20 protein-coding genes are annotated in these 23,787 nt (G+C 60.5%); 13 read left to right on the forward strand and 7 right to left on the reverse strand.

Going from position 1 to position 23,787, the window contains the following annotated elements:
* The 3 genes from LPW11_RS15505 to LPW11_RS15515 are packed head-to-tail and all read left to right on the forward strand — an operon-like array spanning window position 1 to window position 2,553.
* The gene (locus tag LPW11_RS15505; RefSeq protein WP_230994779.1) at window positions 1–993 is read left to right on the forward strand and encodes a branched-chain amino acid ABC transporter permease; all 993 of its coding nucleotides are present in this window, start codon (window positions 1–3) and stop codon (window positions 991–993) included.
* A complete protein-coding gene (locus LPW11_RS15510) occupies window positions 986–1,753 on the forward strand; it encodes an ABC transporter ATP-binding protein (RefSeq protein WP_230994780.1) in 768 nt (255 codons plus the stop codon). The genes LPW11_RS15505 and LPW11_RS15510 overlap by 8 nt, the downstream gene beginning before the upstream one ends.
* A 2-nt stretch (window positions 1,754–1,755) precedes the next feature.
* A complete protein-coding gene (locus tag LPW11_RS15515; protein ID WP_230998304.1) occupies window positions 1,756–2,553 on the forward strand; it encodes an ABC transporter ATP-binding protein in 798 nt (265 codons plus the stop codon).
* A gap of 118 nt (window positions 2,554–2,671) precedes the next feature.
* On the opposite strand, the gene LPW11_RS15520 is transcribed toward LPW11_RS15515, so the two are convergent.
* The gene (locus LPW11_RS15520; protein WP_230994781.1) at window positions 2,672–3,628 is read right to left on the reverse strand and encodes a transposase; all 957 of its coding nucleotides are present in this window, start codon (window positions 3,626–3,628) and stop codon (window positions 2,672–2,674) included.
* Between the two features lie 350 nt (window positions 3,629–3,978).
* Between LPW11_RS15520 and LPW11_RS15525 the strand changes: the two genes are divergently transcribed.
* From LPW11_RS15525 to LPW11_RS15565, 9 genes are all read left to right on the forward strand, one after another.
* The gene (locus tag LPW11_RS15525; protein ID WP_230994357.1) at window positions 3,979–4,974 is read left to right on the forward strand and encodes an IS30 family transposase; all 996 of its coding nucleotides are present in this window, start codon (window positions 3,979–3,981) and stop codon (window positions 4,972–4,974) included.
* 176 nt (window positions 4,975–5,150) lie between these two features.
* On the forward strand, window positions 5,151–5,471 hold the full coding sequence (locus tag LPW11_RS15530; protein WP_230994782.1) for a hypothetical protein: 321 nt from the start codon (window positions 5,151–5,153) through the stop codon (window positions 5,469–5,471).
* A 233-nt stretch (window positions 5,472–5,704) separates the two neighbouring features.
* Entirely contained in the window at window positions 5,705–6,808 is a 1,104-nt protein-coding gene (locus tag LPW11_RS15535) for a glycosyltransferase family 61 protein (RefSeq protein WP_230994783.1), read from the forward strand.
* A gap of 748 nt (window positions 6,809–7,556) precedes the next feature.
* Window positions 7,557–9,095, forward strand: coding sequence for an FAD-dependent oxidoreductase (locus LPW11_RS15540; RefSeq protein ID WP_230994784.1), 1,539 nt, complete (start codon window positions 7,557–7,559; stop codon window positions 9,093–9,095).
* 131 nt (window positions 9,096–9,226) lie between these two features.
* Entirely contained in the window at window positions 9,227–9,721 is a 495-nt protein-coding gene (locus LPW11_RS15545; protein ID WP_230994785.1) for a hypothetical protein, read from the forward strand.
* A 432-nt stretch (window positions 9,722–10,153) separates the two neighbouring features.
* Window positions 10,154–11,575 (forward strand): porin, encoded by a 1,422-nt coding sequence (locus LPW11_RS15550; protein WP_230994786.1) that lies wholly within the window; start codon window positions 10,154–10,156, stop codon window positions 11,573–11,575.
* 17 nt (window positions 11,576–11,592) lie between these two features.
* On the forward strand, window positions 11,593–12,465 hold the full coding sequence (locus LPW11_RS15555) for a phosphate/phosphite/phosphonate ABC transporter substrate-binding protein (RefSeq protein WP_230994787.1): 873 nt from the start codon (window positions 11,593–11,595) through the stop codon (window positions 12,463–12,465).
* 22 nt (window positions 12,466–12,487) lie between these two features.
* A complete protein-coding gene (locus tag LPW11_RS15560; RefSeq protein ID WP_230994788.1) occupies window positions 12,488–14,461 on the forward strand; it encodes an ATP-binding protein in 1,974 nt (657 codons plus the stop codon).
* 24 nt (window positions 14,462–14,485) lie between these two features.
* Complete coding sequence (locus tag LPW11_RS15565) at window positions 14,486–14,869, forward strand: response regulator (RefSeq protein ID WP_230994789.1); 384 nt, start codon at window positions 14,486–14,488, stop codon at window positions 14,867–14,869.
* Window positions 14,870–15,133: 264 nt separating this feature from the next.
* Here the strand turns inward: LPW11_RS15565 and LPW11_RS15570 are convergent, their stop codons facing one another.
* The 4 genes from LPW11_RS15570 to LPW11_RS15585 all read right to left on the reverse strand — a co-directional run bounded on the left by LPW11_RS15570 (window position 15,134) and on the right by LPW11_RS15585 (window position 20,791).
* A complete protein-coding gene (locus LPW11_RS15570) occupies window positions 15,134–15,535 on the reverse strand; it encodes a c-type cytochrome (RefSeq protein ID WP_230994790.1) in 402 nt (133 codons plus the stop codon).
* A 189-nt stretch (window positions 15,536–15,724) separates the two neighbouring features.
* Entirely contained in the window at window positions 15,725–18,040 is a 2,316-nt protein-coding gene (locus LPW11_RS15575; protein ID WP_230994791.1) for an FAD-dependent oxidoreductase, read from the reverse strand.
* Between the two features lie 13 nt (window positions 18,041–18,053).
* Window positions 18,054–19,697 carry a glutamate synthase-related protein gene (locus LPW11_RS15580; RefSeq protein ID WP_230994792.1) on the reverse strand — a complete coding sequence of 548 codons (1,644 nt, stop codon included), beginning with the start codon at window positions 19,695–19,697 and terminating at the stop codon, window positions 18,054–18,056.
* Window positions 19,685–20,791 carry a class II glutamine amidotransferase gene (locus tag LPW11_RS15585; RefSeq protein ID WP_230994793.1) on the reverse strand — a complete coding sequence of 369 codons (1,107 nt, stop codon included), beginning with the start codon at window positions 20,789–20,791 and terminating at the stop codon, window positions 19,685–19,687. Before LPW11_RS15585 ends, LPW11_RS15580 begins: the two co-directional genes overlap by 13 nt.
* Before the next feature lie 459 nt (window positions 20,792–21,250).
* On the opposite strand from LPW11_RS15585, the gene LPW11_RS15590 reads away from it, so the two are divergent.
* The gene (locus LPW11_RS15590) at window positions 21,251–21,751 is read left to right on the forward strand and encodes a hypothetical protein (RefSeq protein WP_230994794.1); all 501 of its coding nucleotides are present in this window, start codon (window positions 21,251–21,253) and stop codon (window positions 21,749–21,751) included.
* A 185-nt stretch (window positions 21,752–21,936) separates the two neighbouring features.
* Here LPW11_RS15590 and LPW11_RS15595 read toward each other — a convergent pair whose 3' ends face one another.
* A complete protein-coding gene (locus LPW11_RS15595) occupies window positions 21,937–22,470 on the reverse strand; it encodes a glycine cleavage system protein R (RefSeq protein WP_230994795.1) in 534 nt (177 codons plus the stop codon).
* Between the two features lie 103 nt (window positions 22,471–22,573).
* The gene (locus LPW11_RS15600) at window positions 22,574–23,674 is read right to left on the reverse strand and encodes a dipeptide epimerase (RefSeq protein WP_230994796.1); all 1,101 of its coding nucleotides are present in this window, start codon (window positions 23,672–23,674) and stop codon (window positions 22,574–22,576) included.
* Window positions 23,675–23,787 lie beyond the last annotated feature (113 nt).

Below are 23,787 nucleotides of genomic sequence, written 5' to 3' on the forward strand. Positions count from 1 at the left end.
ATGGGAGAACCACGGAAAACGCACGTCACCTTCCGCAACGTTGCCGTCGCCACACTGATAGTTGCCGCTCTCGTGCAGCTCCTCGGAAATGCCGGCCTCTTCAACAACTACTACCTGCACATTCTGGCGATCATCGGGATGAATATCATCCTGGTGGCGAGCCTCAATCTGGTGAACGGGTACATGGGGGAGTTCGCCCTCGGGCACGCCGGTTTCATGGCTGTGGGCGCCTACGCCGCGGCGCTCATCGCGCTGAAGCTTCCCCTTCCCGCGCTGGCGCGCCTCCCCCTTTCTCTCGCGGGTGGGGTCCTCGCTGCGGGGCTCGTCGGCTACCTCGTGGGGCTGGTGACCTTCAAGACGGTCGGGGATTACCTGGCGATCATTACCCTCGGCTTCAACATGATCATCGTGAACGCCATCCAGAACATCGATTACCTCGGTGGTCCGCGAGGGCTCACCGCGATCCCCAAGGGGACCAATCTGGTGACGGTGGCGGTGTGCACGGTCCTGACGTACTGGATTTTGCGCAACCTGGTCGATTCGATCTACGGCCGGATGTGGCTCTCCATCAGGGAGAACGCCATCGCCGGCGAGCTGATGGGGATCGACGTGAACCGGGTAAAGAACCTCGCCTTCACCATCGCCGCCGCCTTCGCGGGTCTGGCGGGGGGGCTCTACGCCCAGTATCAGCAGTTCATCACCCCGAAGAGCTTCGATTATCTGAAGACGACCGACATCCTGGTCATGCTCTACCTGGGGGGGATGGGAAGTCTTTCCGGCTCCATCCTCGGAGTCGTGTTCTACACCCTCCTCATGGAGCTCCTGCGCAACATCCTCGGCATCGTTGCCCCGCAACTGGCGGACATGCGCATGCTCCTCAGTCCTTTGATCCTCGTACTCATCATGCTGACCCGTCAGTACGGACTCATGGGGAATCGCGAGTGGCGCTGGCTGCTGCCGGATGAAAAAAAGGCGGAGGGAAGCGATGCTTAAGGTAGAAAATCTCTCCAAGTCCTTCGGCGGCCTTGCGGCGACCCAGGAGTTCTGCCTCGATCTGGGTCCCGGCGACATCCAGGGGATCATCGGCCCCAACGGGGCGGGGAAGACCACCGTCTTCAACCTGATCACCGGGATCTACCGCCCCGACACCGGCCAGGTCAGGCTCTGTGAAGAGGAGGTTGCCGGTCTCCGCTCCGATGCGATCTCCCGCCGCGGCATCGCCCGTACCTTTCAAAACATACGCCTTTTCGGAAAGATGACGGTGTGGGACAACGTCCTCATTGCCTTTCACCAGCGTATCGGCTACGGACTCTTCGACGCGATCTTCCGTCTCCCTCTCTTCAAGATGCGGGAGCAGCAGGTCTGCTCCGAGAGCATGGAATTCCTCGAGCGCTTCGGCCTTGCCGACCGCCGTCATGAACTGGCCGAGAACCTCCCGTACGGCGAGCAGCGGCGCCTGGAGATAGCCCGGGCGCTGGCCACCAATCCGCGCATCCTCCTCCTGGACGAGCCGGCAGCCGGCATGAATCCGGTCGAGGTGGAGGGGCTGATCGGGCTGATTCGCGACATCCACCGGGACTTCGATCTTTCCATCCTCCTCATCGAGCACCACATGCCGGTAGTCCTGAAGCTCTGCCGTCACGTCCAGGTGATGGACTTCGGGAAAACGATAGCTGCCGGAGACCCGCATGCAGTGACGAGCGATCCGCTGGTCATCAAGGCGTATCTGGGAGATGAGGAGGAAGGGCTATGAGTCTGCTGGAGATAAAGGGTCTCACCGTCTCCTACGGCGCCATAAAGGCGCTGCAGGGGATCGACCTGACGATCGAGGAAGGGGAGATCGTCTCCCTTTTGGGAGCAAACGGGGCGGGGAAGACCACCGCGCTGCGGGCTGTTTCACGCCTTCTCCCCATAGAACGGGGGGACATCCTCTTTCAGGGGAAGAGCATCGCCGCGGTGCCTGTCCACTCAATCGTCTCTCTCGGCATCGCCCACGTCCCCGAAGGGAGGGGCATCTTCCCGAGCCTTACCGTGCTGGAAAACCTGAAGCTGGCGACCTGGACCTGCAAGGAGAAGAGCAGGATTCCCGATCTGCGCCGGGAGGTGTTCCGGTTGTTTCCGCGGCTGGAGGAGCGCAAGTCCCAGCTTGCCGGCACCCTGAGCGGCGGCGAGCAACAGATGCTTGCACTTGGCCGTGCCATGATGACCGACTGCAAGGTGATGCTTCTGGACGAGCCGTCCATGGGGCTTTCGCCCCTTCTCGTGAAGGAAGTTTTCCGGATCATCAGGGAGATCAACGCGAAGGGAACGACCATCCTCCTGGTGGAGCAAAACGCCAACATGGCGCTGAAGATAGCCGATCGCGGCTACGTTCTGGAAACGGGCAGGATCGTTCTGGAAGGAAGTGCAAGGGATCTGGCCCACGACCCGCGGGTGAAGGAAGCGTACCTGGGGCATCAGGAAGGAGAGGAAGGGGGCGGCCGCCCGGAAGTAAATGTGCCCCTCTCACCGCCGCCACTTTCTGCTGGATACAGTGAGAGCACAATTTCTTGATGAAGCTCATAAAGGGGCACCTGAAAAGAAACGCCGGATGGTTTTGCCGCCACCCGGCTTTTTTTTGACCCTGGGGTCAGGCTTTGCATTTGGGGATTTGAACGCGACTTAACCAGGGTCAGGCTTTGCATTTGGTGATTTGGGAGCAGATCTCTGCTTTCTCCGTGAGAACGGTACTGTCGGCCTTAGTCTTAGCCTGCGTTTCTAGTCGCTGTGCTGCAGCGCTGAGAGTCGAGACATCCCTTCCTGTGAAGCGTGCAAGTTCCGTCAGCGTGCACGACGGCAGGTCCTGAACAATCCACGCCGCCATTCCCCTCGCACGCGAAGAGACCCTGTTCTTCCCTCGCTGCGCAAGCACGCCAGGCTCAATGTTGAGCCGAGTGCAGACTGCGGAGATGACATCTCCAACCGAGATTTTTGGGGACTCGCCAATGCCTGCTTGCCTCGGCAGGTGCCGAACGAACTCCTTCCCCGCAAGGATTCTACGGTCGTCATTGCCCTCCCCATGGAAGTCGCTCCTTCTTCCCTCACTGGTGCCGGCTTCCACAAACCGCTTGTACGCCTCAGTTGCTACCTCTCGGTCTTTTGAAAATTGACTGAGCACGTGATCCGTAGACAGCCACGGAATTACCGCCTCCTGCGAATAGGCCGCATGGCCACTCCAACGGTACTCCGAAGGCGAGGGCGCTATTCCCGCTCGTACGGGATTGAGGTGGACGTAACGTACAAGTTCAAGAAGATAGCAATCTGCATCCACGAGAATAGCCTTGTATCTGCCCTGGAAGATATGGCCGACGCGTGTGTGGCGCCAATTAACCCATTGGGTATAGCGAAACGAGAGGTTATGGATGATGCGGGAGAGGGTGATGCGTCCTACCTGCATGACCAGATGGAGGTGATTGGGCATGAGGCAGAATGCGTGAATTGTGTGCTGAAAACGATCAATTCCCTCCTGCAGGAGGAGGCACAACCTTAATCGGTCCTCCTCCGCAAAAAAAATATCTGCTCTGCAATTGCCGCGGAGGATGACGTGATAAAATGCGCCGGGGTAATGGATGCGAGCTTTGCGGGCCATAAAGGATCCATTGGGTCCAGCTGTAGTTAGCGTTGATGTTACGAAACTGTAACTCCGGAATCCAGATATGCAAAGCCTCCCGCCCCGACTCCTCCGAGATCAAATGCCCAAATGCAAGGCCTGACCCCAGCAGAGCCATAAAACGCGAAGCCTGACCCCACCGATGCTGATGGCCCCAATCATGTGACCCGCATCTCAAATGCCCAAATGCAAAGCCTGACCCCAGCAGAGGCAGTGCTGGTAGGTGGATTCTATTCTTAATTGCACCAGTTGATGTAAAAGCAGGACATGACAGGCAAATCTGGTAGTGTGTGAAGCGCGACCAACACATACCCCAGGAGGAGCCCGCCATGTCCCACACGCATCTTACAGAAAATGAGCGATATGTCATCAGCCATTTGAAGGTGGCGAAATTTAGCCTTCGCGAAATCGGCCGTAGGCTTGGACGCCATCACACAAGCATCATGCGCGAGATTGCGCGCAACGGCCCGACATACCCCGATGGAGTTTACTGGTACACCTTCACGCATGGCACTGCGCTTAAACGTCGTCACCAGCCCAGGTCTTTCCGGCGGCAGGACAACGCCGATCTGGTCGCTTACGTTGAAGAGAAATTGATGCTGGATTGGCCACCTGAAGCCATTGCCGCCAGGCTCAAAATGGATTTCCCAATGGACCGGGCGATGCGCATCAGTCATGAAACCATCTACCGCTGGATTTACCTAGACGCCAGAGAAGGTGGCGAGCTTCACAAGCATCTTCGCCGTCGGAGGCGGAATCGCCGTAGGCAAACGCGCTACTGCGCAGGACGGCGGTTCATTCCGGGTCGAGTCTCAATTAAGGAGAGGCCGGCAGTAGTTGGTACCAGAGAACGATTTGGGGACTGGGAAGGCGACACGCTGCACGGTGCGAAAGGCGCAGGAAACCTTGCCACGTACGTTGAGCGCAAGAGCCGCTTTTTACTTGCCGCAAGACTCGCAGACAGAAGGGCCGCAACCATGACGGATCATAGCGCGAGGTGCTTCAGCCCTCTGCCCGAGATCCTCTGCCAGACAGTAACCGTTGATAACGGTAGTGAGTTTGCGGAATTCAAAGATCTGGAAACTAAGACAGGGCTTACCGTGTATTTCGCGGATCCTTATGCGTCTTGGCAGCGTGGCACCAATGAGAACACAAACGGCATCTTGCGGCACTACTTTCCGAAGGGGTTCGACTTCAGGACCCTATCAGAGGAAGAAATTCAGCAGGTCGTGAAACAGGTCAACGATCGACCACGAAAGTGCCTCGGCTACCGGACTCCTGCGGAAGTTCTGCGTGCATCATTCGGTGGTGCATTTACAACTTGAATTCACCGTATTGACCTGTTGGGAAAGGTGTAATATCCTCCTCAGAATCTTTACAGGGCACCAAAAGGTTGCTCTAGCTTAAGGAAATGTCGCTGCCTCAATACATTTCGGAAACTCCACTACTCGCGGCTGATCAAGTACCATCTGTTTGTCTTATTATCCAGGAGGGGCTGCTTATGTCATTATCACTGCCTGAAAGGGATTGGAAGTACCTGCGGAATCTGCGGGAAACGCTTCTTGCCACTCTTTACCGACGAATCAACGAATCGGCTGCACAGATTTTGGCGTCTGCAACTCTGTCTGAACATGAGAAATATGTGAAGCTGTACAAACACATGGAAGATTCGGACCGGGTGGTGGCGGATTGCTTTGACGACTGGCGGCGCTCCAACCTTTTGATCAAACTGTTACTTCTCCGCCAGCATAAGCTGCTTTCGGAGGAGCAACTAAGCGGTTTGTCCGGTGAGGTTCGCGCCCGCCTCCAACTCCTACCCTAGCCGCAACTCGAGGCGGTGGGGGAGATTCAGCCTTGTCACCGCCTTCCATTTCGCCTGGAGAAACTGGTACATCCATCCTCCGTCTGCCGATCCGGAGGATCTCTCGTCCAATGCCGGATTCCGGCGACCACCATTTGATCTTGGTAGTACAGGTACCTTGCTGGCGGCTTCGTCGCGTCACCTCGGACCGCCTGCAGTCAAGGATTTCCATGAAGCACGAGTTCAGTGAAAGAATGGCCAAGAGAAGGAGAAAGCTGGTGCGCCTCGTCTCTCGCGCGCTGCTGGGGCCGATTGTGGGGAAGATGCCGAAATCGAGCATCGAGTCGCTGGAGAAGCTCTCCTACCTGCCGAAGATCGAGAGGCACATACAGGACATCATTCCGGTGGCGGATGCCCAGATTGTCAGGCACGAGATCGACGCACCCTTTCCACCCTTCCTGCGAACGGAGGCGGCTTTCGGAAAGCGTAACCTGTATGTGCTGAACGATGCCGTCGTATCACCGCACTCGGGAATGGTGTGGATCGAGAAGAGGATAGTGGAGGAGAGCGTCGGTTCCCTGCGCCGCATCATGGACTGGGGGGACATCCTGCATGAGCCGCTCCTGCCGGTGAGAAAGCTGCACGTGCGGGAACCGGTCGTCGTTTGCCATCCCGCCAGCTACTACCACTGGCTCCTGGAGGTTCTGCCGAACCTTCTCTTTGCCATCTCCAGATTTCCGGACGTAAAGATCGTGGTGCCGGAAAAGGTTCCGGGCTATATTGCGGAGGGCTTGGCTACCGCCCTTGGGGCCAATGCAAGTGATCGCTTTATTACCTGTCCAAGCCCCGTGAGGGTGGCGACACTCGTGATGCCGCAGTATCACACGGTGCCGGAATTCACCCATCCCGACGTGATGGATCTCCTGAAGTCGGAGGTGAAGTCGAAGGTAATGGGGGAGGGGGGTACAAACGTTGCGCGGCACCCCGACGTCGGGGAGAACCTCTATGTATCGCGGCGAAGAAGCAGAAGGCGGCGCCTGGCTGGCGAGGACCTTCTCGAGGGGAAGCTGCGCGACCTCGGCTTTACCGTGTTGCACTGCGAGGAGCTCTCCTTCGCCGAGCAGGTACACGCTTTTCACCGCGCGAAAACTGTGGTCGCGACGCACGGCGCGGGGTTGAGCAATCTGGTCTGGTCCGAGGCCCCCTGCAGGGTCGTCGAGATCTTCCCGAAGAACTACATCCTCGACTGCTTCTCCTGGCTTAGCTTCAGCCTCGGTTTCGACTACCGCTACGTCATCTGCAGCACCGGCCACAAACTCGATCAGCAGGCGATTGCCGCAGTACTGCAACAGATCTGATCGTGGGGGATATAGAGGTCCCCCATTCTCCGCCCCCCCGTCGCAACAGACTGCACTTTGTGCCGCAGGTGGCGCACAGGTGTTCCATCAGTACACTTTATGCCTCCTCCAGGAAAAACTTTAGTCCCTTTCTTTCATCCTTTCTCACAGTATCGCTTCTCCACATTGCGGCGCAACCTGTAGACTTATCAATGTTTTAGCGTGCGGAATGCATCTTTATCCTCTACTTCGATACTGTATACCTTTTTAGGCTCTCCGGCGGCACGGTCGCTGCTTCATTAAGAGGGTCGGTTGTCCGGCACCAAATTTCCCGCGGTGGAAGGGCGCTTTGGCGTCCGCTTCACCGCCTCGAATCTTGACAGCGTAGGGACGCGAAGCGTCTCGCATTGCATGTTGAAGCAACACCGAGCAGGACCAGTCGAGGCCGATTCGACCCTTGCTCACCTCCTGTTGGCCTTCCGTTTAAGCCGGCGCTTCGCGCCCTTACGGTGCCAAGATTCGGACCCATTCTCCCAGCCAGCGCCTCAACTCTCCCTGCCTCACCCGATTTCCCCCAGCCAAAGCATTCCCCCAAATTCCTGTAGCGTAAATAACTCCTTCTCGTCGTTCGTGCACTCCTGCGTTTCCACAGGCCATCCCTCTCCGTTACAGATCCCCCCGTAGCGGCGGACGCGCACGCTTTACGCTATCCTAAAGGTGTGGCTTCACATCTGAAGTGATACGGAAGGCGAAACCGGGGAGATCGCAAATGGACGATAAAACTGGAGGAACAGCTTCGATATGGATGACGGTGGAGGTGCCGACCTATGCTCCGCTTCGCGCCGATACTCATGCAGATGTTTGCATAGTCGGCGCCGGCATAGCTGGTCTCACAACTGCCTATCTTCTGGCGCGGGAAGGGAAATCGGTGGTGGTGCTCGATGACGGCCCTATCGGTTCCGGGATGACCGCGCGAACCACGGCCCACCTCTCCTGCGCCATCGACGACCGCTACTATGAGATCGAGCGGCTGCATGGGCAAAAGGGTGCACACCTTGCCGCCGACAGCCATTGCTCCGCCATCGACAGAATAGAGGCTATCGCGAAGGAAGAGGGGATAGAGTGCGACTTCGAGCGGGTGGACGGTTACCTTTTTACACCGCCGGGGGAGCCAAAGGAAGAGCTCGACCGCGAGCTGAAGGCGGCGCACCGGGCGGGGCTTACCGATGTGGAGAAGGTCGAGCGGGCCCCCATCGAGTTTTACACCGGGATGGCGCTGCGTTTCCCGAGGCAGGGGCAATTCCACCCCACGAAATACGTGGCCGGCCTTGCTCGGGCCGTCGAGAGGCGCGGCGGGCGCATCTTCACCGGCAGCCATGCAGCTTCAATTACGGGGGGCTCCCGTGCGCGGGTGGAGACCAGTGACGGGCGCCTCGTCACTGCCGATGCCATCGTCGTCGCCACGAACACCCCGGTCACCAACCTGGTATCGATGCATACGAAGCAGGCGCCGTACACCACCTATGTCATTGCTGCCACTGTGCCGGCTGGAGCCGTTCACAAGGCGCTGTACTGGGACACTCCTGACCCTTACCACTACGTGAGGCTGCAGACGATGCGGAGTGCCGATGGCAGCGCAAAAGACCTTCTCATCGTCGGCGGAGAAGATCACAAGACGGGGCAGGCGGAAAATTACCAAGAGCGGCACCAGCGCCTGGAGGCATGGGCGCGGGAGCGCTTCCCCATCGGGGACGTGGAGTTCCGCTGGTCGGGGCAGGTCATGGAACCGGTGGACGGCATCGCCTTCCTCGGGCGCAATCCTGGGCTCGATAAAAACATGTACATCGTCACCGGCGATTCCGGAATGGGGATGACTCACGGCACCATCGGCGGCATGCTCATCACCGACCAGATCATGGGGCGGGAGTCCCCGTGGGAGCCGCTTTACGACCCGTCGCGCAAGAGCCTCAGAGTGAGCGGCATCCTCGAGTTCGTCGGCGAGAACGTCAATGTTGCCGGCCAGTACCTCTCCGAGTACGTCACCGGCGGGGACGTCGGCTCCCCGGATGAGATCGCGCCGGGGGAGGGCGCTGTCATCGGCCTCGGAGTGACGAAGATGGCAGTATATAAGGACGAGCAGGGGAACCTTTACAAGCGATCAGCCCTCTGCGCTCACCTCGGCTGCGTGGTGAAGTGGAACAGCCTGGAGAAGAGCTGGGATTGCCCGTGCCACGGCTCACGATATGACAGGTTTGGTGAGGTGATAACCGGACCTGCCAACAGAGGACTGGCGCCCGTGAAAGAGTAGGGGGAAAGCGCCGCAGCCGCATCAGGTAAGGAGAGCGCAGAAAAGGTGGGGCGCGGCTCCCCATTTCCCGCTCAAGTCTGGACGTATTGATGCCGATTAAGAAGGCAATACGTGAAGACAGGAGGCGGGGTATGCAAGTTTCGGCAAATTACAGTGCGACGTCCCTTTCCTTTACCAGCAATACATCGGAGGTACGGCTTTCCCTTCCGGCCGCGCCAGCAGGGGCTTCGACGGGGAGCGATCGGGTCGAGCTCTCGGAGGCTGCGCTCCTTTCGCAATCCGGCTCCCTTTCCATCAGCGGCACGACCTCCGGGAAGAAGGGGGCAGGCGACATCGACTTTACCCTCGGAGTCGGGTTCCAACGTGCCTCCCTGTCGGCGGCGTCAACTCGGGTTGAAGTAGATTCAACGGGTGCAACGGTAACTTCTGAGAGCCTTTCTGCTGAAACAAATAGCTCGAGCTTCAGCTTCGCCATGGCGTCCGAGGCGGGAGGGGCGGATCACCTCAACGACGAGATCAGCAAAGTGAGCAAAGAGATGAAGCCCGCAGTAAAAGAATTCCTCGCAGCCGCTGGAATGAACGGCGGGTGGGGGCAGATGAACCGCCTGCTGCGTTCTGTGGCCTAAAGACTCTGCCTTACAACATTCCACTTATAGGAGCCGGATCCCTCCGGCTCCTTCCACCACTATCTCACCTGCCACAGTGACACCCGTCCGTCCGCCACACCCTCCGGGTAAGCCACCACCCTATTAATTCAAGACCTGACCCCGGTGCTCCGGGTAAACCACCACCTTATAATTCAAGACCTGACCCCGGTGCTGGCGTGACCCCCGGGGCTGCCACCTTATAATTCAAGACCTGACCCCGGTGCGTCCCGATGCGTGCTGGACTTCCGGCTTTTTATCCTCCAAGGCGTGGCCCTGTCCGCCGCTGGGAGGTACTATTTTCCAATATTTTCCATGTAACGATGCCGCTGTCTGAACGCCTGTGCCGTCGGGGAGCGGGAAGGAGGCTACGGGATGAAAGCTTCTTGCTGTGCTTGCTGTACCGTGGTTCTGATGCTGATAACGGGAACCGCCAGTGCCGCGACGGGTAATCCTGCCGTGGACGCGCTGATGCGCAAACTGGTGGAGAAGGGGGTGATCACGCGCGAGGATGCCCGCCAGCTCGAAGATGAGATCAGCAAGGAGGTGGCGGGTTCGAGGCCGCCTGCTCCGGTAAAGAATGAGCTGTCCGAGTCGGCCCCGCCTCTTCCTGTCGCAGCGTCGGAGGGGAAGGGGGGGGCGGAGGGTAAGGGGGAAGGGACGGAGTCAAAGACAGCAAAGTTGAAGCTCCCATTCGAGCTCAAGGTTCGGGCGCAGACTCGTCTCGACACCGGAGACCTCCTGGTCGGAGACGACGGCCGCTACCGCACCGAAAGTGACCTGTACATGCGCAGGATACGGCTGGAGATCGACAAGGAGTTCAAGACGCCGCCATTTGGGAAAAAGCTTGATCTCAACCTCACCCTGCAGGCGGACCGGGCCGGCCAGGACTTCAGAAACGGCAGGCGCCGAAGCAGCGACAACGGTGTCGATGTCCACTACATCTACGGCGACTGGACCTTTGTCGATGCCTTCGCGGTGGAAGTCGGGAAGCACAAGCTCCCCTTTCTGCGCGCTCCTCTCACGTCGTCCTCACGGCAGCTTCTCATCGAGCGCCCCGCCGTCGACGGGGTCGCCGAGGACGCCTTCGGCGGGTATGAGCAGCCCCACATCATGGCGCACGGTTCCTTCAATGAGGGGGCGCTGCGCTACTACCTATCCTATCTCGACGGGGTGGCAGATCTCAGCGAGGTGCGTGATCTCGATCCCGCGGCGACGGAGGTGCAAAACCATGGCTGGGGGCCGGCGTTCGTCGGGCGCGTGGAACTCGCTCCCTTCGGGTTCGCCGGCAGGGGCGGCTTCACCGAGAAGAAGAAGGACGACACCGGTATCGGCGGCGAAAACCACCTGACCCTGGGGGTGGACGGCGGTTTTCAGGAGGGGGTGCGCTATGCCACGGAGGACGTTCCCTCCGCGGAGGCCGACGTTTCAGTGGTGAGCGTCGACCTTGCCGGCAGGTACACTTTCGGGTCCTCAGGCACCGTCACGGGACAGCTTCAATACGTCTCCCTCTGGAGGGACTTCAACTACAAAGGGGGGGAGACTCCTCGGGGAGCCTATGTGCAGGCTGGATACCTCCTTCCGTGGACGGTTCTCCTCGGCAAGCTCGAACCTGCCGCACGGTTCGAGTTCTTCGATCACGACAGGATAGAGAATGAAGATGGGAGCGGGACGATTGAGAGGTCGTACACCCTGGGCTTCAACCATTACCTCTTACAGCACAGCATCAAATGGTCCTATAATTTCATTCATACCCGCTTCGACGAGGGGGTGGCGGAAGCGGCCAGCGACCGGAACAGGAACCTGCACCAGCTCCTGCTACAGCTTTATTTCTAGCGTGCGAAGAGGCTCCCATGTCGCGGACAGTGCGAAAGTTCCTCCTGATACTCTTTTTTCTGTGCTTCCCGCTCGTTTCTGAGGGGAAGGTCTTCAGCCTCGGCATTATCAGCGACAAACCGGTGGAGAAGAAGGTCGAAGGGTATGCCCCTCTGGCCAGGTACGTCGCCGCCCACCTCTCCGCGCAGGGGGTTACCGGCGGCAGGGTGGTGGTGGCAGGCAGCCTGGAGGAGATGCTCCGCATGATTGCCCGGCGAGAGGTGGACGTGGTGCTGGAGAGCCCTTTCTGGACCCTCAGGATGCAGGAAAAGGGAGGAATGAAGCCCACGCTGCTGGTGTGGAAGCACGGCAAGAAGGAGTACCGCACTGTCTTCTTCGTCCGCAAGGATAGCGGACTGACGAGGCTGGAAGACCTGAAGAGGAAGGTGCTGGCACTCCAGGACCCGGGATCTACATCGGCCTTTCTGATACCTGCGGCCGAGCTCCGGCGGCAGGGTATGCGGATGGCGCCGGCGAAGGGAAAGGCTGACCCCTCCGCTGTACGATACGTCCTGGTGGGGCACGAGAAGAATCAGGTTTTCTGGGTTACCGAAAAGAAAGCGGATGCGGCGGCCTTCGGTTCCGACGACTGGGAGGATGTCGCCGCACCGGAAAAGGAACAGTTGAAGGTGATCCACACCAGCAGGCCGTTTCTCCGGTACGTCGCGTCGTTTCACCCCGCACTGAAGCCGGGCCTCAGGAAGGCCATCGTGGACGTGCTCGTTCAGATGGATCGCGACCCCCAGGGGCAGAAGGTACTTCAAAAGGCATCGGGGATAAGAAAGATGGAGCCGCTCTCGGCTACGGACCGGGAATCCCTCCGGTTCATCAGGGAGCAGATGCAAAAGTAGCAAAGGACCTGCGAGGCGTCAGGTGAAGCTCGGCATAAGCAACAGGTATGCTCTTCTTTTCAGCGCAATAAGTTTTATGCTGCTTCTCACCGTCCTTCTGGCGACGGGAGCGGTGATCTGGAAAAGCTCGGAGACGCTGAAAGAGAGGATGGATGAGGAAACGGTCGCAAGCTTCGAGGCGCTGCAACACACCACTATGTACAACGTCTCCGATTTCCTGCGCAGGGAGCTTTTCACCCCTCTGTACGAGCTGAATATCGAGTACATCGACCGGACGATCCGCGACCTGTACAAGGGGATTCCGATAACCTCGGTGCGGATAGCGGACCCTTCGGGAAAAGTGCTGACTGACGGCACGAAGGAGAACCGGTCGTACGGTGTCGTGCTGAGCGTCGATCGGAAGCGGCTGGAGTCGACCCCGGTGGTCATCGAGGAGGTGGCGGGGGGGCACCGGGTGACTTTCCGGATTGGTGTTGAAGAATACGTAGCCGGCTTTGGAGAGATGATCTTCTCGGACGAGCCGTTGAAGCGGGCAATCGCGCTTCAGCACCGCACCATGGGGCAGATCCTCTCCGAATTCCGGGGGAGCGTATTCGGTATCGCCATCCTCGCAACCCTCTTCATCGGCGTTCTTGCCGTCCTCATGAGCCTCCTTTTTTCCCGTACCCTCACACTTCCTCTGATTTCGCTGCGAGACGCGACGGTCCGGCTTGCCCATGGGGATCTGGACCACCGGGTGGAGGTCCGATCCCATGATGAACTGGGGGAGCTGGCCGCGGCCTTCAACAAGATGGTGGCCGACCTGAAGATGCACATGGAGGAGGTGCGCCGTACTACGGAAGCGCTGCGGCGGGAGGTGGAAGAGCGCAGGGGCGCGGAGCGCGCGCTGATGAATATGAGGGAACGCCTCATGCTGGCCCAGCGCGCGGGGCGCGTCGGGGTGTACGACTGGGACCAGATCACCGGAAACGGAGTGTGGACCGGCATGGAAGAGCTGTTCGGGATCAGCTCCGGCGAGTTCAGCTATCAGGAGTGGGCGAGGCTGGTGCACCCCGAGGACCTGCCGGAGCTGGAAGCGCTCTTCGCACACGCCATCGCCGAGAGGCTAAACCACATCGAGTTCGAATACCGCTTCGTCCGGCCGGACGGGGAGGTTCGCTGGATGCACGGCACCGGACGGATCTTTTTCGATCCGGACGGCACCCCGACCCGCATGGTCGGCACGAAGCTGGACGTCTCCGACACGAAGGCGCGACAGCAGGAGCTGACGGAGGCAAAGGAGGCTGCTGAGGCGGCAAACGTCGCCAAGAGCGAGTTCCTGGCCAACATGAGCCACGAGATGCGCACCCCCATCGCAGGGACGCTCGGCATGATCTCACTTGTGCTGGACATGGATATAGGCCAGGAGGAGAGAGGGCTGCTGGAGATGGCGAAGAGGTCCGGAGAGTCGCTTCTGAGGCTGATGAGCGATCTCCTGGACTTCTCCCGGCTGGAGGCGGGGATGCTCTCCTTTGAAAGGCAGGAGTTCTCCCTGATCGACCTCGTGAACTCCGCGGTGGAGGTGGTGTCGCTGCAGGCGAGGGAGAAGGGGCTTGAGCTGCGGTGGCAGCTGACGGGGGACGTGCCGGACAAGGTGCGCGGCGACCAGGGGAGGATGCGACAGGTCCTTGTTAACCTGCTCGGCAATTCGGTAAAATTCACCGAGAGGGGCGAGGTGGAGCTTCTTGTCTCCACATTCTGCGACCTCGCGTCACCGCAGCGGCAGTTTCTCCTCTTTTCCGTGCGTGATACCGGTATCGGCATCGCCCCCGAAAATGTGGAGCGTATCTTCGGGAAGTTCATCCAGGTCGACCCCACTTCCAGGAGAAAGCATGGCGGCGCCGGGCTGGGGCTCGCTCTTTCCAGGCAGATTGTTGCGGCGATGGGGGGGAGCCTGTGGGCCGAAAGCTTCATCGGCGCCGGGAGCACATTCCGCTTCAGCTATCCGATCGACTGAGGCGGAAATGCCAGAGGGGGCTTTATGCGCATACTGATAGCCGAGGACGACGCCGTTCTCGGTCACATGATAGCCACACTTCTTTCGCGCAGGGAGATCCCCTTCCGCGTCGTCAAGGATGGGGAGGGCGCGGTTGCTGCCTGGAAGGAAGGAGGGTTCGACATCATCCTCATGGATCTCCAGATGCCTCACGTCGACGGTATAGACGCCACAAAACTGATCAGGGAGGAGGAGGCGGCGCGCGGCGGTCACGTCACCATCATCGCCATGACGGCCCATGCTCTGGAAAAGGACAGGGAGGAATGCCTGAGGGCGGGGATGGACGATTATGTGACGAAACCTATCGATTTCGACGAGTTCATTGCACTGCTGGAGAGGCACGGTCTGAAGGAGGAAGAGGGGGGATAGATCAGACGGTAGTGTGGCATACGCTTGTGCGGCGCCGGCATGAGCGGTTGGCCGAGGTGCGAGAGGAGGAAAGGCGGCACAGAGAGAGGCCGACATTCCTCCTTTTTTTCTTCAGCAGCGCAGGAGCTTACGCGTCCCCTCCCTTTCAAGGGGAGGGACAGGGTGGGGATGGGTTGGACGGCCGGGGAGCTGAACCCCATCCCCCTCCTGTCCTCCCCCTTGAAAGGGGAGGGACGTGCTGCCGGCAGCATCCCGTGGGTTTAACTAGTACGTTTTCAGGACGTACTCTGCAATCGCCGTGGCGTCCTTGTCGGGGACGGTGGCTGCGTCGAACTTGTTCATGCCCGGCCCGGGGTTGCGCATGATCTTCACGATGTCCTCGGCCTTCGTTATGTTGTGCGCCTTCAGGTGGTCGCGCTTGAGGGTGTGCTCGGGCTTCACCACATTGCCGCCGTTCGGGTGACATCCGGAGCAGTGCATCTTGAAGAGCCCTTCACCCGAGGCCCCCTCCGTCGTCGGTGGCGTCTGGGCCGGCGTCGAGGCCGTCTTCGGCGCTTCTGTCGGTTGTATTTCCGCCTTCTGAGCCGACTCCTCCTTTTTGCACCCCGAGACCAGACCGATTACCATGCTGGCAACCGCTAATCCTGCTGCAATCTTTCGATACATGGCGAACCCTCCTGTAGTGTAGTTAACCATCGTCGCCCGCGGCGCTAGTAATTATAGCTACATAATCACGGTTGGCTGCTCTCGTTGCGGTAGAAAAAGAAAAAGCCCCGGATCTCTCCGAGGCTTTCACTCTTTCTGCACGTCTCAAAGGAAATGGCTGCCGCACGCGGGGTGAGGCAGCCTTCCGTGCTAGGAAACGTTCTTCTCCATCGCCCAGACACCGCAGGGGCAGATGCCGGCGCAGATGCCGCACCCGATGCAGTACTGCTCTTCGGAGACGTACTCATACGAGCCGTCTTCCTTCTCGTTCCGGACGATCGCGCCTTCGGGGCACGACTCGAGGCACATCTTGCAGTCGCGGCAGGTGCCGCAGGAGATGCAGCGGTGCACCTCGTCCTTGGCGTCCTTCACCCGGAAACGCCCGCGGTTTTGCGGCTGGAAGAGCTCGCGGGAGAGCTTTTCCTGCGGGATCATCTCCGGCTTCTTCTTTGCCACCAGCTCCCAGCCGTTCAGGTACTGGTCGATGTACTCGGCAACCTCGCGCCCGCCGCCGATGGCGTGGGTGAGAAGGCCCGGCTTTATGGTGTCGCCGATGGCGAACACCTTCGACTCCTTCTGGGACTGCCAGCAGTCGTTCACGTTCATCATGCCGCGGTCGGTGAGCCATTCGCGCGGCACGTAGGAGAGGTCGGGACGCTCGCCGATGGCGATGATGACGGTGTCTGCCTCGATGAGGCGGCCGTCCTTCGTGCGCAGACCTTCCGCGCTGATGCTCTCGGTGAAGACCGGCCACTGGATCTCGCCGCCGAGCGCGGTGAAGTGGTCGATCTCTTTCTGGAAGGCGGCGGGACGCTGCACGTCGATTGCCACGACCTTCTGGGCTCCCATGGCGTAGGCGCCGAGCGCCACGTCCATGCCGGCGTTGCCGGCGCCGATGACGACGACGCGCTTGCCGACTTTCGGGTTCTCGCCGTTGTTGATCCCCTTGAGGAAATCAAGGCCCTTCACCAGCCGCTCGTGGCCGGGGAAGGGGATCACGACGGGGTTGTGGGCGCCGCTGGCGATGACCACCGCGTCGTAGCCGCCGACCATGGAGTCGAAGCTCCCCTTGTCGATCTTCTGGGAGGTGCGGATCTCCACGCCGATCCCCTTGATGCGGTTGATCTCGTTGGAGAGGACTTCGCGGGGGAGTCGCTCCATCGGGATCGCCTGGAGGAGCTTGCCGCCGACTTCCTTGTCAGCTTCGAAGACGGTGACTTCGTGGCCGAGAAGCCTCAGCTGCCATGCAGCGGAGAGGCCGCCCGGGCCGCCGCCGATGACTGCGACCTTCTTGCCGGTTTCCGCCTTCGTGGCGGGGGCTGCGGCAACCTCGGAGAGGCGGCCGAGTTCCTTCATCGCCACCGGGTAGTCGACGTGGCGACGGGAGCAGGAGTCCATACAGAGGTTCGGACAGACCTGGCCGCAGACGCTCGCCGGGAAGGGGGAGTAGTGCAGCACCATCTCCAGCGCTTCCTGTACTTTCCCCTGACGGAGCAGGTTGATGCGGTCCTGGGTGGGGATCAGGCTCGGGCAGGAGGTCTGGCACGGAGCGCCCCAGGCTTTGTTCTGCCAGTGCGGGATCTTCAGGCGATCCTCGGCGGTGTTTACCAGCCCGGCGACCTTCGCGTAGTCGTCGGTGACGACGTCGCCGAAGATGCCGCCCTCCACCCATTTCTGGGTGCGGAACTCTTTCATGGAGAGGCGGGCTACCGCTTTACGCTCCTCATAGGTCTTGGCGACGATCTTCTTCCACTGCGAGAAGTCGGTGAGCTCGGCGAGGAGCTGCGGACGGTCGATCTTGCCGAGGAAGACCGGCATGTTGGAGCTCAGGAACTCCCTGTCCGCGTCGTCCAGCTCGAGCATCCACACGTCCTTGGAGATCCCTTTCACCGGGCCGCGCACGTAGATCGTGCCGCCGACCATCCCCATGCAGGCGCGGTCGCCGACCACGGAGTCGAACTCTTCCGAGTCGTAGCCGCAGACGACTGCAATGCCCCCCCCCATGAATTCAAAGGGGAAGGAGCCGGTGTTCTTCAGGATCCACAGCTCCGGGACGTCGTAGGCGGGGTCGTGCTTCATGAGGCTGCCGGTACGGGTACCGGCGCGGCCGCCGACGTAGATCTTGCCGCTGGCGGCACAGTGGCCGGTGGTGTCGCCGCCGTCACCCTTGAGGGTGAGGGTGGCGCCGGCGTTGAGCCAGCCGACGTCTGCGGGGGCGGGACCGTCTACCACGATCTCGGTCCCTTCGAGACCGAAGGCGCCGACGCGCTGCCCCGGGTTCTTGATGGTGAACTTCAGGGGCTTCCCTTCCTTCGACCAGAGGGGGCCGCCGATGGCGTACTGGCCCGAGGCGAGGATCTCGAACTCGGTCTCGCCCCCCTCGAGGGCGGCGGAAATCTTCTGCAGCAGCTGCTGAGTGGAAATACGTTTGTTCTGATCATCAAAGCCTGAGATAAAGGCTGCCATTTAAATATCCTCCTTAGCAGACATACTGGACCTGCAGACGGTCCGCCACTTCCTTGTTGGTGGAGACGAGGCAGTCGGAACGGCCGACGGGCAGTGAAGAGTTGCCGATAGGTGCCATGAGCTTGCGCAGTTCCTGGTCCATGCCCAGGAAGTAGTTCACCAGGTTCTCGGCCACCTTCTCCGGGTTGAGACGCCGCACCAGGGTCGGGTCCTGCGTGGTGATGCCGGCAGGGCACAGACCGGTGTTGCAGGCGTTGCAGCGGCCGTTGTCGTTGCCGACGCACCCTGCGATCTGCAGGATAAGCTTCCCGGAGAAGACGCCGTTAGCGCCCAGGCAGAACATCTTGAAAGCGTCTGCTGCGAGGTTCCCGGTCTTGCCGAGGCCCCCCGCTGCCCAGAGCGGAATCTGCCCCTGGCGACCCTGAGCCACGGCAGCGAGGTAGCAGTCGCGCAGCTTGGAGACCACCGGGTGACCGGTGTGGTCGAGGGAGATGTCGTGGGCCGCGCCGGTGCCGCCGTCGATGCCGTCGATGAAGTAGCCGCCGACGATGTTGTACGGGTCGCGCACCAGGTTGTTGAACACCGAGACGGAGGTCGCGCTCGCCGCGGTCTTTATGGCGACCGGGACGCGGAACCCGAAGGCGGCGTTGAAGGAGAGGAACATCTTCTGGACGCTCTCCTCGATGGAGTAGAGACCCTGGTGGTTCGGCGGGGAGAGGAGGTCGGCCTTCGGCACGCCGCGGATCGCCTGGATGTGGGAGGCGACCTTCGCAGCCATGAGGAGACCGCCGTCACCCGGCTTCGCGCCCTGACCGATCTTGATGAGCACGCCGGCCGGATCCTCGACCATGTGCGGCATCGCCTTGATGATGCGGTTCCAGCCGAAGTGGCCGGAGGCGATCTGCAGGATCATGTATTTCAGGTACTTGCTCTTCAGGAGGCGCACCGGCATCCCCCCTTCGCCGGAGCACATGCGCACCGGAAGGCCGCACTCCTCGTTCAGGTAGGCAACCGCCATCGCCACCGCTTCCCACATCCTCCAGGAGAGCGCGCCGATGGACATGTCGCCGATGATGACCGGGTAGATCCAGCGCACCGGCGGGGTGTGGCCGTTTTGCACCAGCTCGCCCCCCGGCATGAGGGTGAGGGGGAGCTTGTCGGCGGGGAGGATGCGGCCGAGCGGCGCCAGGCAGTCGAAGCTGTGGCGCTGGGCGTCGAGGCTCGGGTCGGTCATCTGGGAGATGCGGCCGACGCGCAGCGTGTCGAGGGTGCGCATCTGCACTTCGAGGTTGTTGCGCCCGCCGCGCTTCGGCCCGGAGGCGGTGGTGGACTGGTACACCACGTTGAAGCGGGAGTCGGGGTTGCGCTCGGAGCGGATCGCGTTGTTCGGGCAGACCCTCTCACAGACGCCGCAGCCGCGGCAGTAGTTGTTCAGCGCGTTCGACTGGCTGATGACCGGAGTAGCGGCGAAGTTGATCTTCGGCTCCGGAGTGTTGGTGTCGGAGAATGCTTTGCGGCGGCGCTCCACCTTCGGCTTGATGGCGCCGAAGGTGCAGGCGGCGACGCAGGAGCCGCACATGGTGCAGCGCTCGGTGTCGTACACCACCTTCCAGGGCAGATCATTGCAGGCGATATCGTTTATCTTTACTGTTTCCATCTCTGGACCTCCAGGTTGTTGCCGATGACTACTATTTCACGCTCGTTCGGGTAGATGTCCTGCTCCCAGTTACGCTCCGGAAGGATCTCGTTGATGCCGCAGACCTCGGAGGAGAGGACGACGGTGTCGGCGGTGTGTCCTACCACGATCGGGCGCAGCTTCTTGGCGTCGCAGCAGACGAACATGGTGTGGTCCGGAAGGGTGCCGATGATGGTGTTCGGGCCGTTGATCTCCAGGTGCGCCAGCGACTGCCTGATGGCGAAGAGCTGGTCGCGGTCCGGGCGCTCCTGCACCTCGTCGAACGGCAGCGGGGTGATGATGTGCTTGTAGTAGTTGAGCGGCCACCCCAGCTCGCGGTGCATGTAGTGCAGCGTGTACAGGAAGCACTGGGAGTCGGACTCGAAGCCGCGGTAGGCGGGGTTGAGGCTTGCCTGGAACTCCTTGTTCTTCTGGTAGAAGGTGTTCTCGCCGTTGGCGAGCGCGGTGTACCCCTGCAGGAAGAAGGGGTGCGCCGCGTAGCGCACGATGGCGTAGTTGGTGTTCTGGCGGCACTGGGTGGTGATGACCTTCGCGGTGAAGGACTCATCCGCCTCCCAGAGGCCGAAGAAGGTGCCGATGTCGCGCGGGTCGCCGATCTCCTTCAGAGTCACCACGTCGGGCCAGAAGGAGTAGACGAAACCTGCCTCGTTCGGCTCCATGACGGTGCGGATCTTCAGGCGCGTATTGGTGAGCAGGTCTTCCTTCTCCCGCTTCGATGCGTTCTTGAAATTTTCCGGGTAATCGAAAGTCCGGAACACGTAGTTGGGAAGGGCCTGGATGTCCATCCCCGGCTTTCTGGTGGTCTTGGGTACCCACTCGAAAACCTGGCGAAAACCGATGGCGTCGAGGATAGCCTCGGCTGCTTTCAGCCCCTCATCGGTGCAGGCGAGGGAGATGGTGGGAAATTCCTTGTAATCCTTGAAGACCCCCCCCAGGTCCTGCATGACCACGGCGAACCCGGAATTGTCGTGCCCCTTCTGCTGTGAATTCATCAGCTGCAGGGCCCGGCTCGGGTGCACATAGTTCAGACTTTTGATGGCTCCAATACGACACATGAGCGATTACCTCCAATACTTTAACGCGGTGTGGAAATAGACGGAACATTTACATTGAACGCAGGGAGTGCGACGCGATCAGTGTGCAAATAGTGCGCCAGTGGCGGGAGGGGGTGCTGCGGTGGGTGGGAAGTGGGCGAATGTCTGGTGTTTCCGGCTTTTATGGGGCTTCGCCGGGCCTCGGGAGGCGCCGCACATCGGGGTGTCTGCTCGTCGTGTCGGAGGTGGGTGACTAGGATACTTATACACGCTGGAGTTGCTATTGTACACACTGCGTCGGCGGCAGCTGTTTCTGCAGGGCTTTCCTCTGAGTGACTGATCGCTGACTGAAGGGGCGGGAGGGATTAAAGTATCTCGCAAAAAAGCCGAGTTATAGCTGGAAAGATCCCCCAACACGGGGCAGAGGTGCAAACGATGGGCCTTATCCCTTTTCAGCTGTCAAAGCTCGACAAGTTAACCATGAAACCGCCGCCGGCCGAGCTCTTCGAGACGCTCTTCGGCTACACGGGCCCCCGCAGGTGGGTCGGCTTTTACTACCAGTGTGGCTGTCTCTTCGTCAGTGCAGGGGAGGGGGTGCAGGCCGGGAACTGGCAGGCGTGGCTTACATGGCACTGGAGTCTTGAGCCGGATGTTATCTCCCGTTACTGCTTTGGCTACGACGACCACTCCGCGAAGGACATGCTGGTGCTCGACACCAAAAGCCGGACGCTCTATGCAGGAAAAATGCGTACTGCGGCAGAGGTTCTGCGGCAGCAAGCCCCCCTTTCCCAAGTGCCGGCCGGGGCGGAGACCTCACGGGAGTACCTGGAGAAGCTCAAGGACGACTTCAACATCCGGCTTCTCACCATGGCGCCGGATGAATACCGCAGGCACCGGGATGATTTGAAGTCGGGGCTGGAAAAGCTGGAGAACTGGATCAGGGAGAGAGATGGCGGAAGTTCCGACTGGTCCACGCTGTAGTCAATAGTGAAAATGGCGGGAGTTGAGAAGCTCCCGCCATTTTTTAGTTTTCGAGGGGCATGTAGCATGTAGGCCGGGATAAGCCGAAGGCGTTCCCGGCAGTCCACCACAGACGCAGCCGCGCGGCAGCGAATGCCGGAAACGCTACCGCTTATTCCGGCTTACAATTGAGCCCGATACGCCCGTCACTTCGTCACCGGCGAGAGCGTGATATCCACGTTGAGATGGTTCCCCGCCTCCTGAAGGGCGACCTCCCAGGAGCGGTCCGCAAGCGCCGGCGGCACTGCGACGATGGCGGTCATGTTGAAAAGCGGCGTGCCGGTGATCGGCGCCGGCGTGACACCTGTCTCCATAGACTCAATGTTGATGCCTCGTTCCGAGAGGTAGCGGGCGACCTCGTGGATGATCCCTTCGTGGTCCGCCCCTTCCACCTCGATCTGGAATGCCCGCCATCCCCGTGGCGTTGCCGAGTACCCCGGCTCCGTGGGGGTAGTGGTGACCTTGTACCCGTTGGCGGTGAGGGCATCGAGATCCCTGTCAATCTGAGGAAGCTTCTCTGCAGGGAGCGACACCAGCGCGAGCATGGCGAACTCCCCTCCCAGGCGCGCCATGCGGCTTGACTCCACATTTGCGCTGTGCGCCAGAAGCAGCTTTGTTACCGATTCCACGAGGCCGACCCTGTCGGGGCCGGTGAGGGTAAAGACGATGTTTCGGCGCATTGTTCGCTCCCTTTTGTGGTGGTGATAGCGGAATGGCTATCGGGGGAAGAGGACTTCAAACCTTATATTTCAAGACCTGACCCCGTTGGTTTTTGACCCACGATCAGTGGAAGGGTACTGCCACGCCGATCCCGGGGGCGGCGGCGGAGAGATCGAATCTGCCGCTGTCGTCGAGGTACGGCGAGTGTGAGAGCTCTCCCTTGATGAAGAAGGTCGTGTCGAGGTCGATGAAGTCGAAGCAGCCGAGGCTGGCCGCGAAGTGGGCGGAGGCGGTGATCGATACCGCGCTCTCCATCATCGCACCCAGCATGAGGGGGATGCCATTTGCAGCAGCAAGGCGCGCGATCTCGGCACCCTCGATGAGGCCGCTTTTCATCGACTTGATGTTGATGGCGCTGACGGCGTTCCTATCGATGGCCCGCCTGGCATCAGCGAGGGAGCCGACGCTTTCATCGGCACAGACGAGTGTGCCGCTCCCCTGAAGCGCCGCCGTTATCGCCGTAAGCCCGTCCCAGTCGTGCTTTGGCACCGGCTGCTCGAGGAGCACGGGGCGTGCGCCGTGGCGGTCGAGCCTGTCCAGAAAGTCCAGCATCCTCTCTCCGGTGAATCCCATATTCGCATCGAGAATCAGCGTACTCTCCGGTGCAACCTCCCGCACCGCCAGGACGCGGCTCAGGTCCAGTTCCTCATCCTTCCCAATCTTTATCTTGAACGCCTCGAATCCCCGGGAGGCGAACTGAGTCGCAGTGGCACGGGCTTCTTCAGCGGAGCCTATGACAACCGTGATGTCGGTGGCAAAGGAGAGTACCGGCGCCTGCGCCACAGCGGGAGGGAACAGTCGGTAAAGGGGAATGCCGCGAATGCGGGCGGAGAGATCGAGCACCGCCATCTCCAGCGCTGCCAGCCCGGCATGGTTGCCGGCAAAGGCTGGAGCAAACTCACGACAGAGATCCTCCGGCGCATCGACCGAGCGCCCCTTCAGGGCCGCGGTCGCACTCTGCAGGCTCGCCATGGTGGCCTCCACCGTTTCGCCCGTGATGTGCGTCGCGACCGCCGCCTCACCATAGCCGCATGCCCCATCACTGCTTCTCAGGCGGATAAAGACGTTGGCCAACTCATCGTGCTGCCCCGTCGCGATGCGAAACGGCGTGACGAGCGGCGCCCTGATTATGGAAACAGCGGCATCGTCTATGACATTGGACATACCGGATCCCTCCACGCGTATAAAAAAGAACAACACACATGTTAGCAGAGGATTGATCTGTCGCCATGCTGCAACGCCGGTTGTTCCCCCCTGTCTCGTGTACTTCAGTCAGT

Origin of the sequence: Geomonas sp. RF6 (assembly GCF_021044625.1) — a bacterium.
Classification (GTDB): Bacteria; Desulfobacterota; Desulfuromonadia; order Geobacterales; family Geobacteraceae; genus RF6.

Coding starts and splice junctions, on each gene's coding strand:
- LPW11_RS15505 (WP_230994779.1), top strand. CDS start 1: ATGGGAGAACCACGGAAAACGCACGTCACCTTCCGCAACGTTGCCGTC.
- LPW11_RS15510 (WP_230994780.1), top strand. CDS start 986: ATGCTTAAGGTAGAAAATCTCTCCAAGTCCTTCGGCGGCCTTGCGGCG.
- LPW11_RS15520 (WP_230994781.1), bottom strand. CDS start 3,628: ATGGCCCGCAAAGCTCGCATCCATTACCCCGGCGCATTTTATCACGTC.
- LPW11_RS15525 (WP_230994357.1), top strand. CDS start 3,979: ATGTCCCACACGCATCTTACAGAAAATGAGCGATATGTCATCAGCCAT.
- LPW11_RS15530 (WP_230994782.1), top strand. CDS start 5,151: ATGTCATTATCACTGCCTGAAAGGGATTGGAAGTACCTGCGGAATCTG.
- LPW11_RS15535 (WP_230994783.1), top strand. CDS start 5,705: ATGGCCAAGAGAAGGAGAAAGCTGGTGCGCCTCGTCTCTCGCGCGCTG.
- LPW11_RS15540 (WP_230994784.1), top strand. CDS start 7,557: ATGGACGATAAAACTGGAGGAACAGCTTCGATATGGATGACGGTGGAG.
- LPW11_RS15545 (WP_230994785.1), top strand. CDS start 9,227: ATGCAAGTTTCGGCAAATTACAGTGCGACGTCCCTTTCCTTTACCAGC.
- LPW11_RS15550 (WP_230994786.1), top strand. CDS start 10,154: ATGCTGATAACGGGAACCGCCAGTGCCGCGACGGGTAATCCTGCCGTG.
- LPW11_RS15555 (WP_230994787.1), top strand. CDS start 11,593: ATGTCGCGGACAGTGCGAAAGTTCCTCCTGATACTCTTTTTTCTGTGC.
- LPW11_RS15565 (WP_230994789.1), top strand. CDS start 14,486: ATGCGCATACTGATAGCCGAGGACGACGCCGTTCTCGGTCACATGATA.
- LPW11_RS15570 (WP_230994790.1), bottom strand. CDS start 15,535: ATGTATCGAAAGATTGCAGCAGGATTAGCGGTTGCCAGCATGGTAATC.
- LPW11_RS15575 (WP_230994791.1), bottom strand. CDS start 18,040: ATGGCAGCCTTTATCTCAGGCTTTGATGATCAGAACAAACGTATTTCC.
- LPW11_RS15580 (WP_230994792.1), bottom strand. CDS start 19,697: ATGGAAACAGTAAAGATAAACGATATCGCCTGCAATGATCTGCCCTGG.
- LPW11_RS15585 (WP_230994793.1), bottom strand. CDS start 20,791: ATGTGTCGTATTGGAGCCATCAAAAGTCTGAACTATGTGCACCCGAGC.
- LPW11_RS15590 (WP_230994794.1), top strand. CDS start 21,251: ATGAAACCGCCGCCGGCCGAGCTCTTCGAGACGCTCTTCGGCTACACG.
- LPW11_RS15595 (WP_230994795.1), bottom strand. CDS start 22,470: ATGCGCCGAAACATCGTCTTTACCCTCACCGGCCCCGACAGGGTCGGC.
- LPW11_RS15600 (WP_230994796.1), bottom strand. CDS start 23,674: ATGTCCAATGTCATAGACGATGCCGCTGTTTCCATAATCAGGGCGCCG.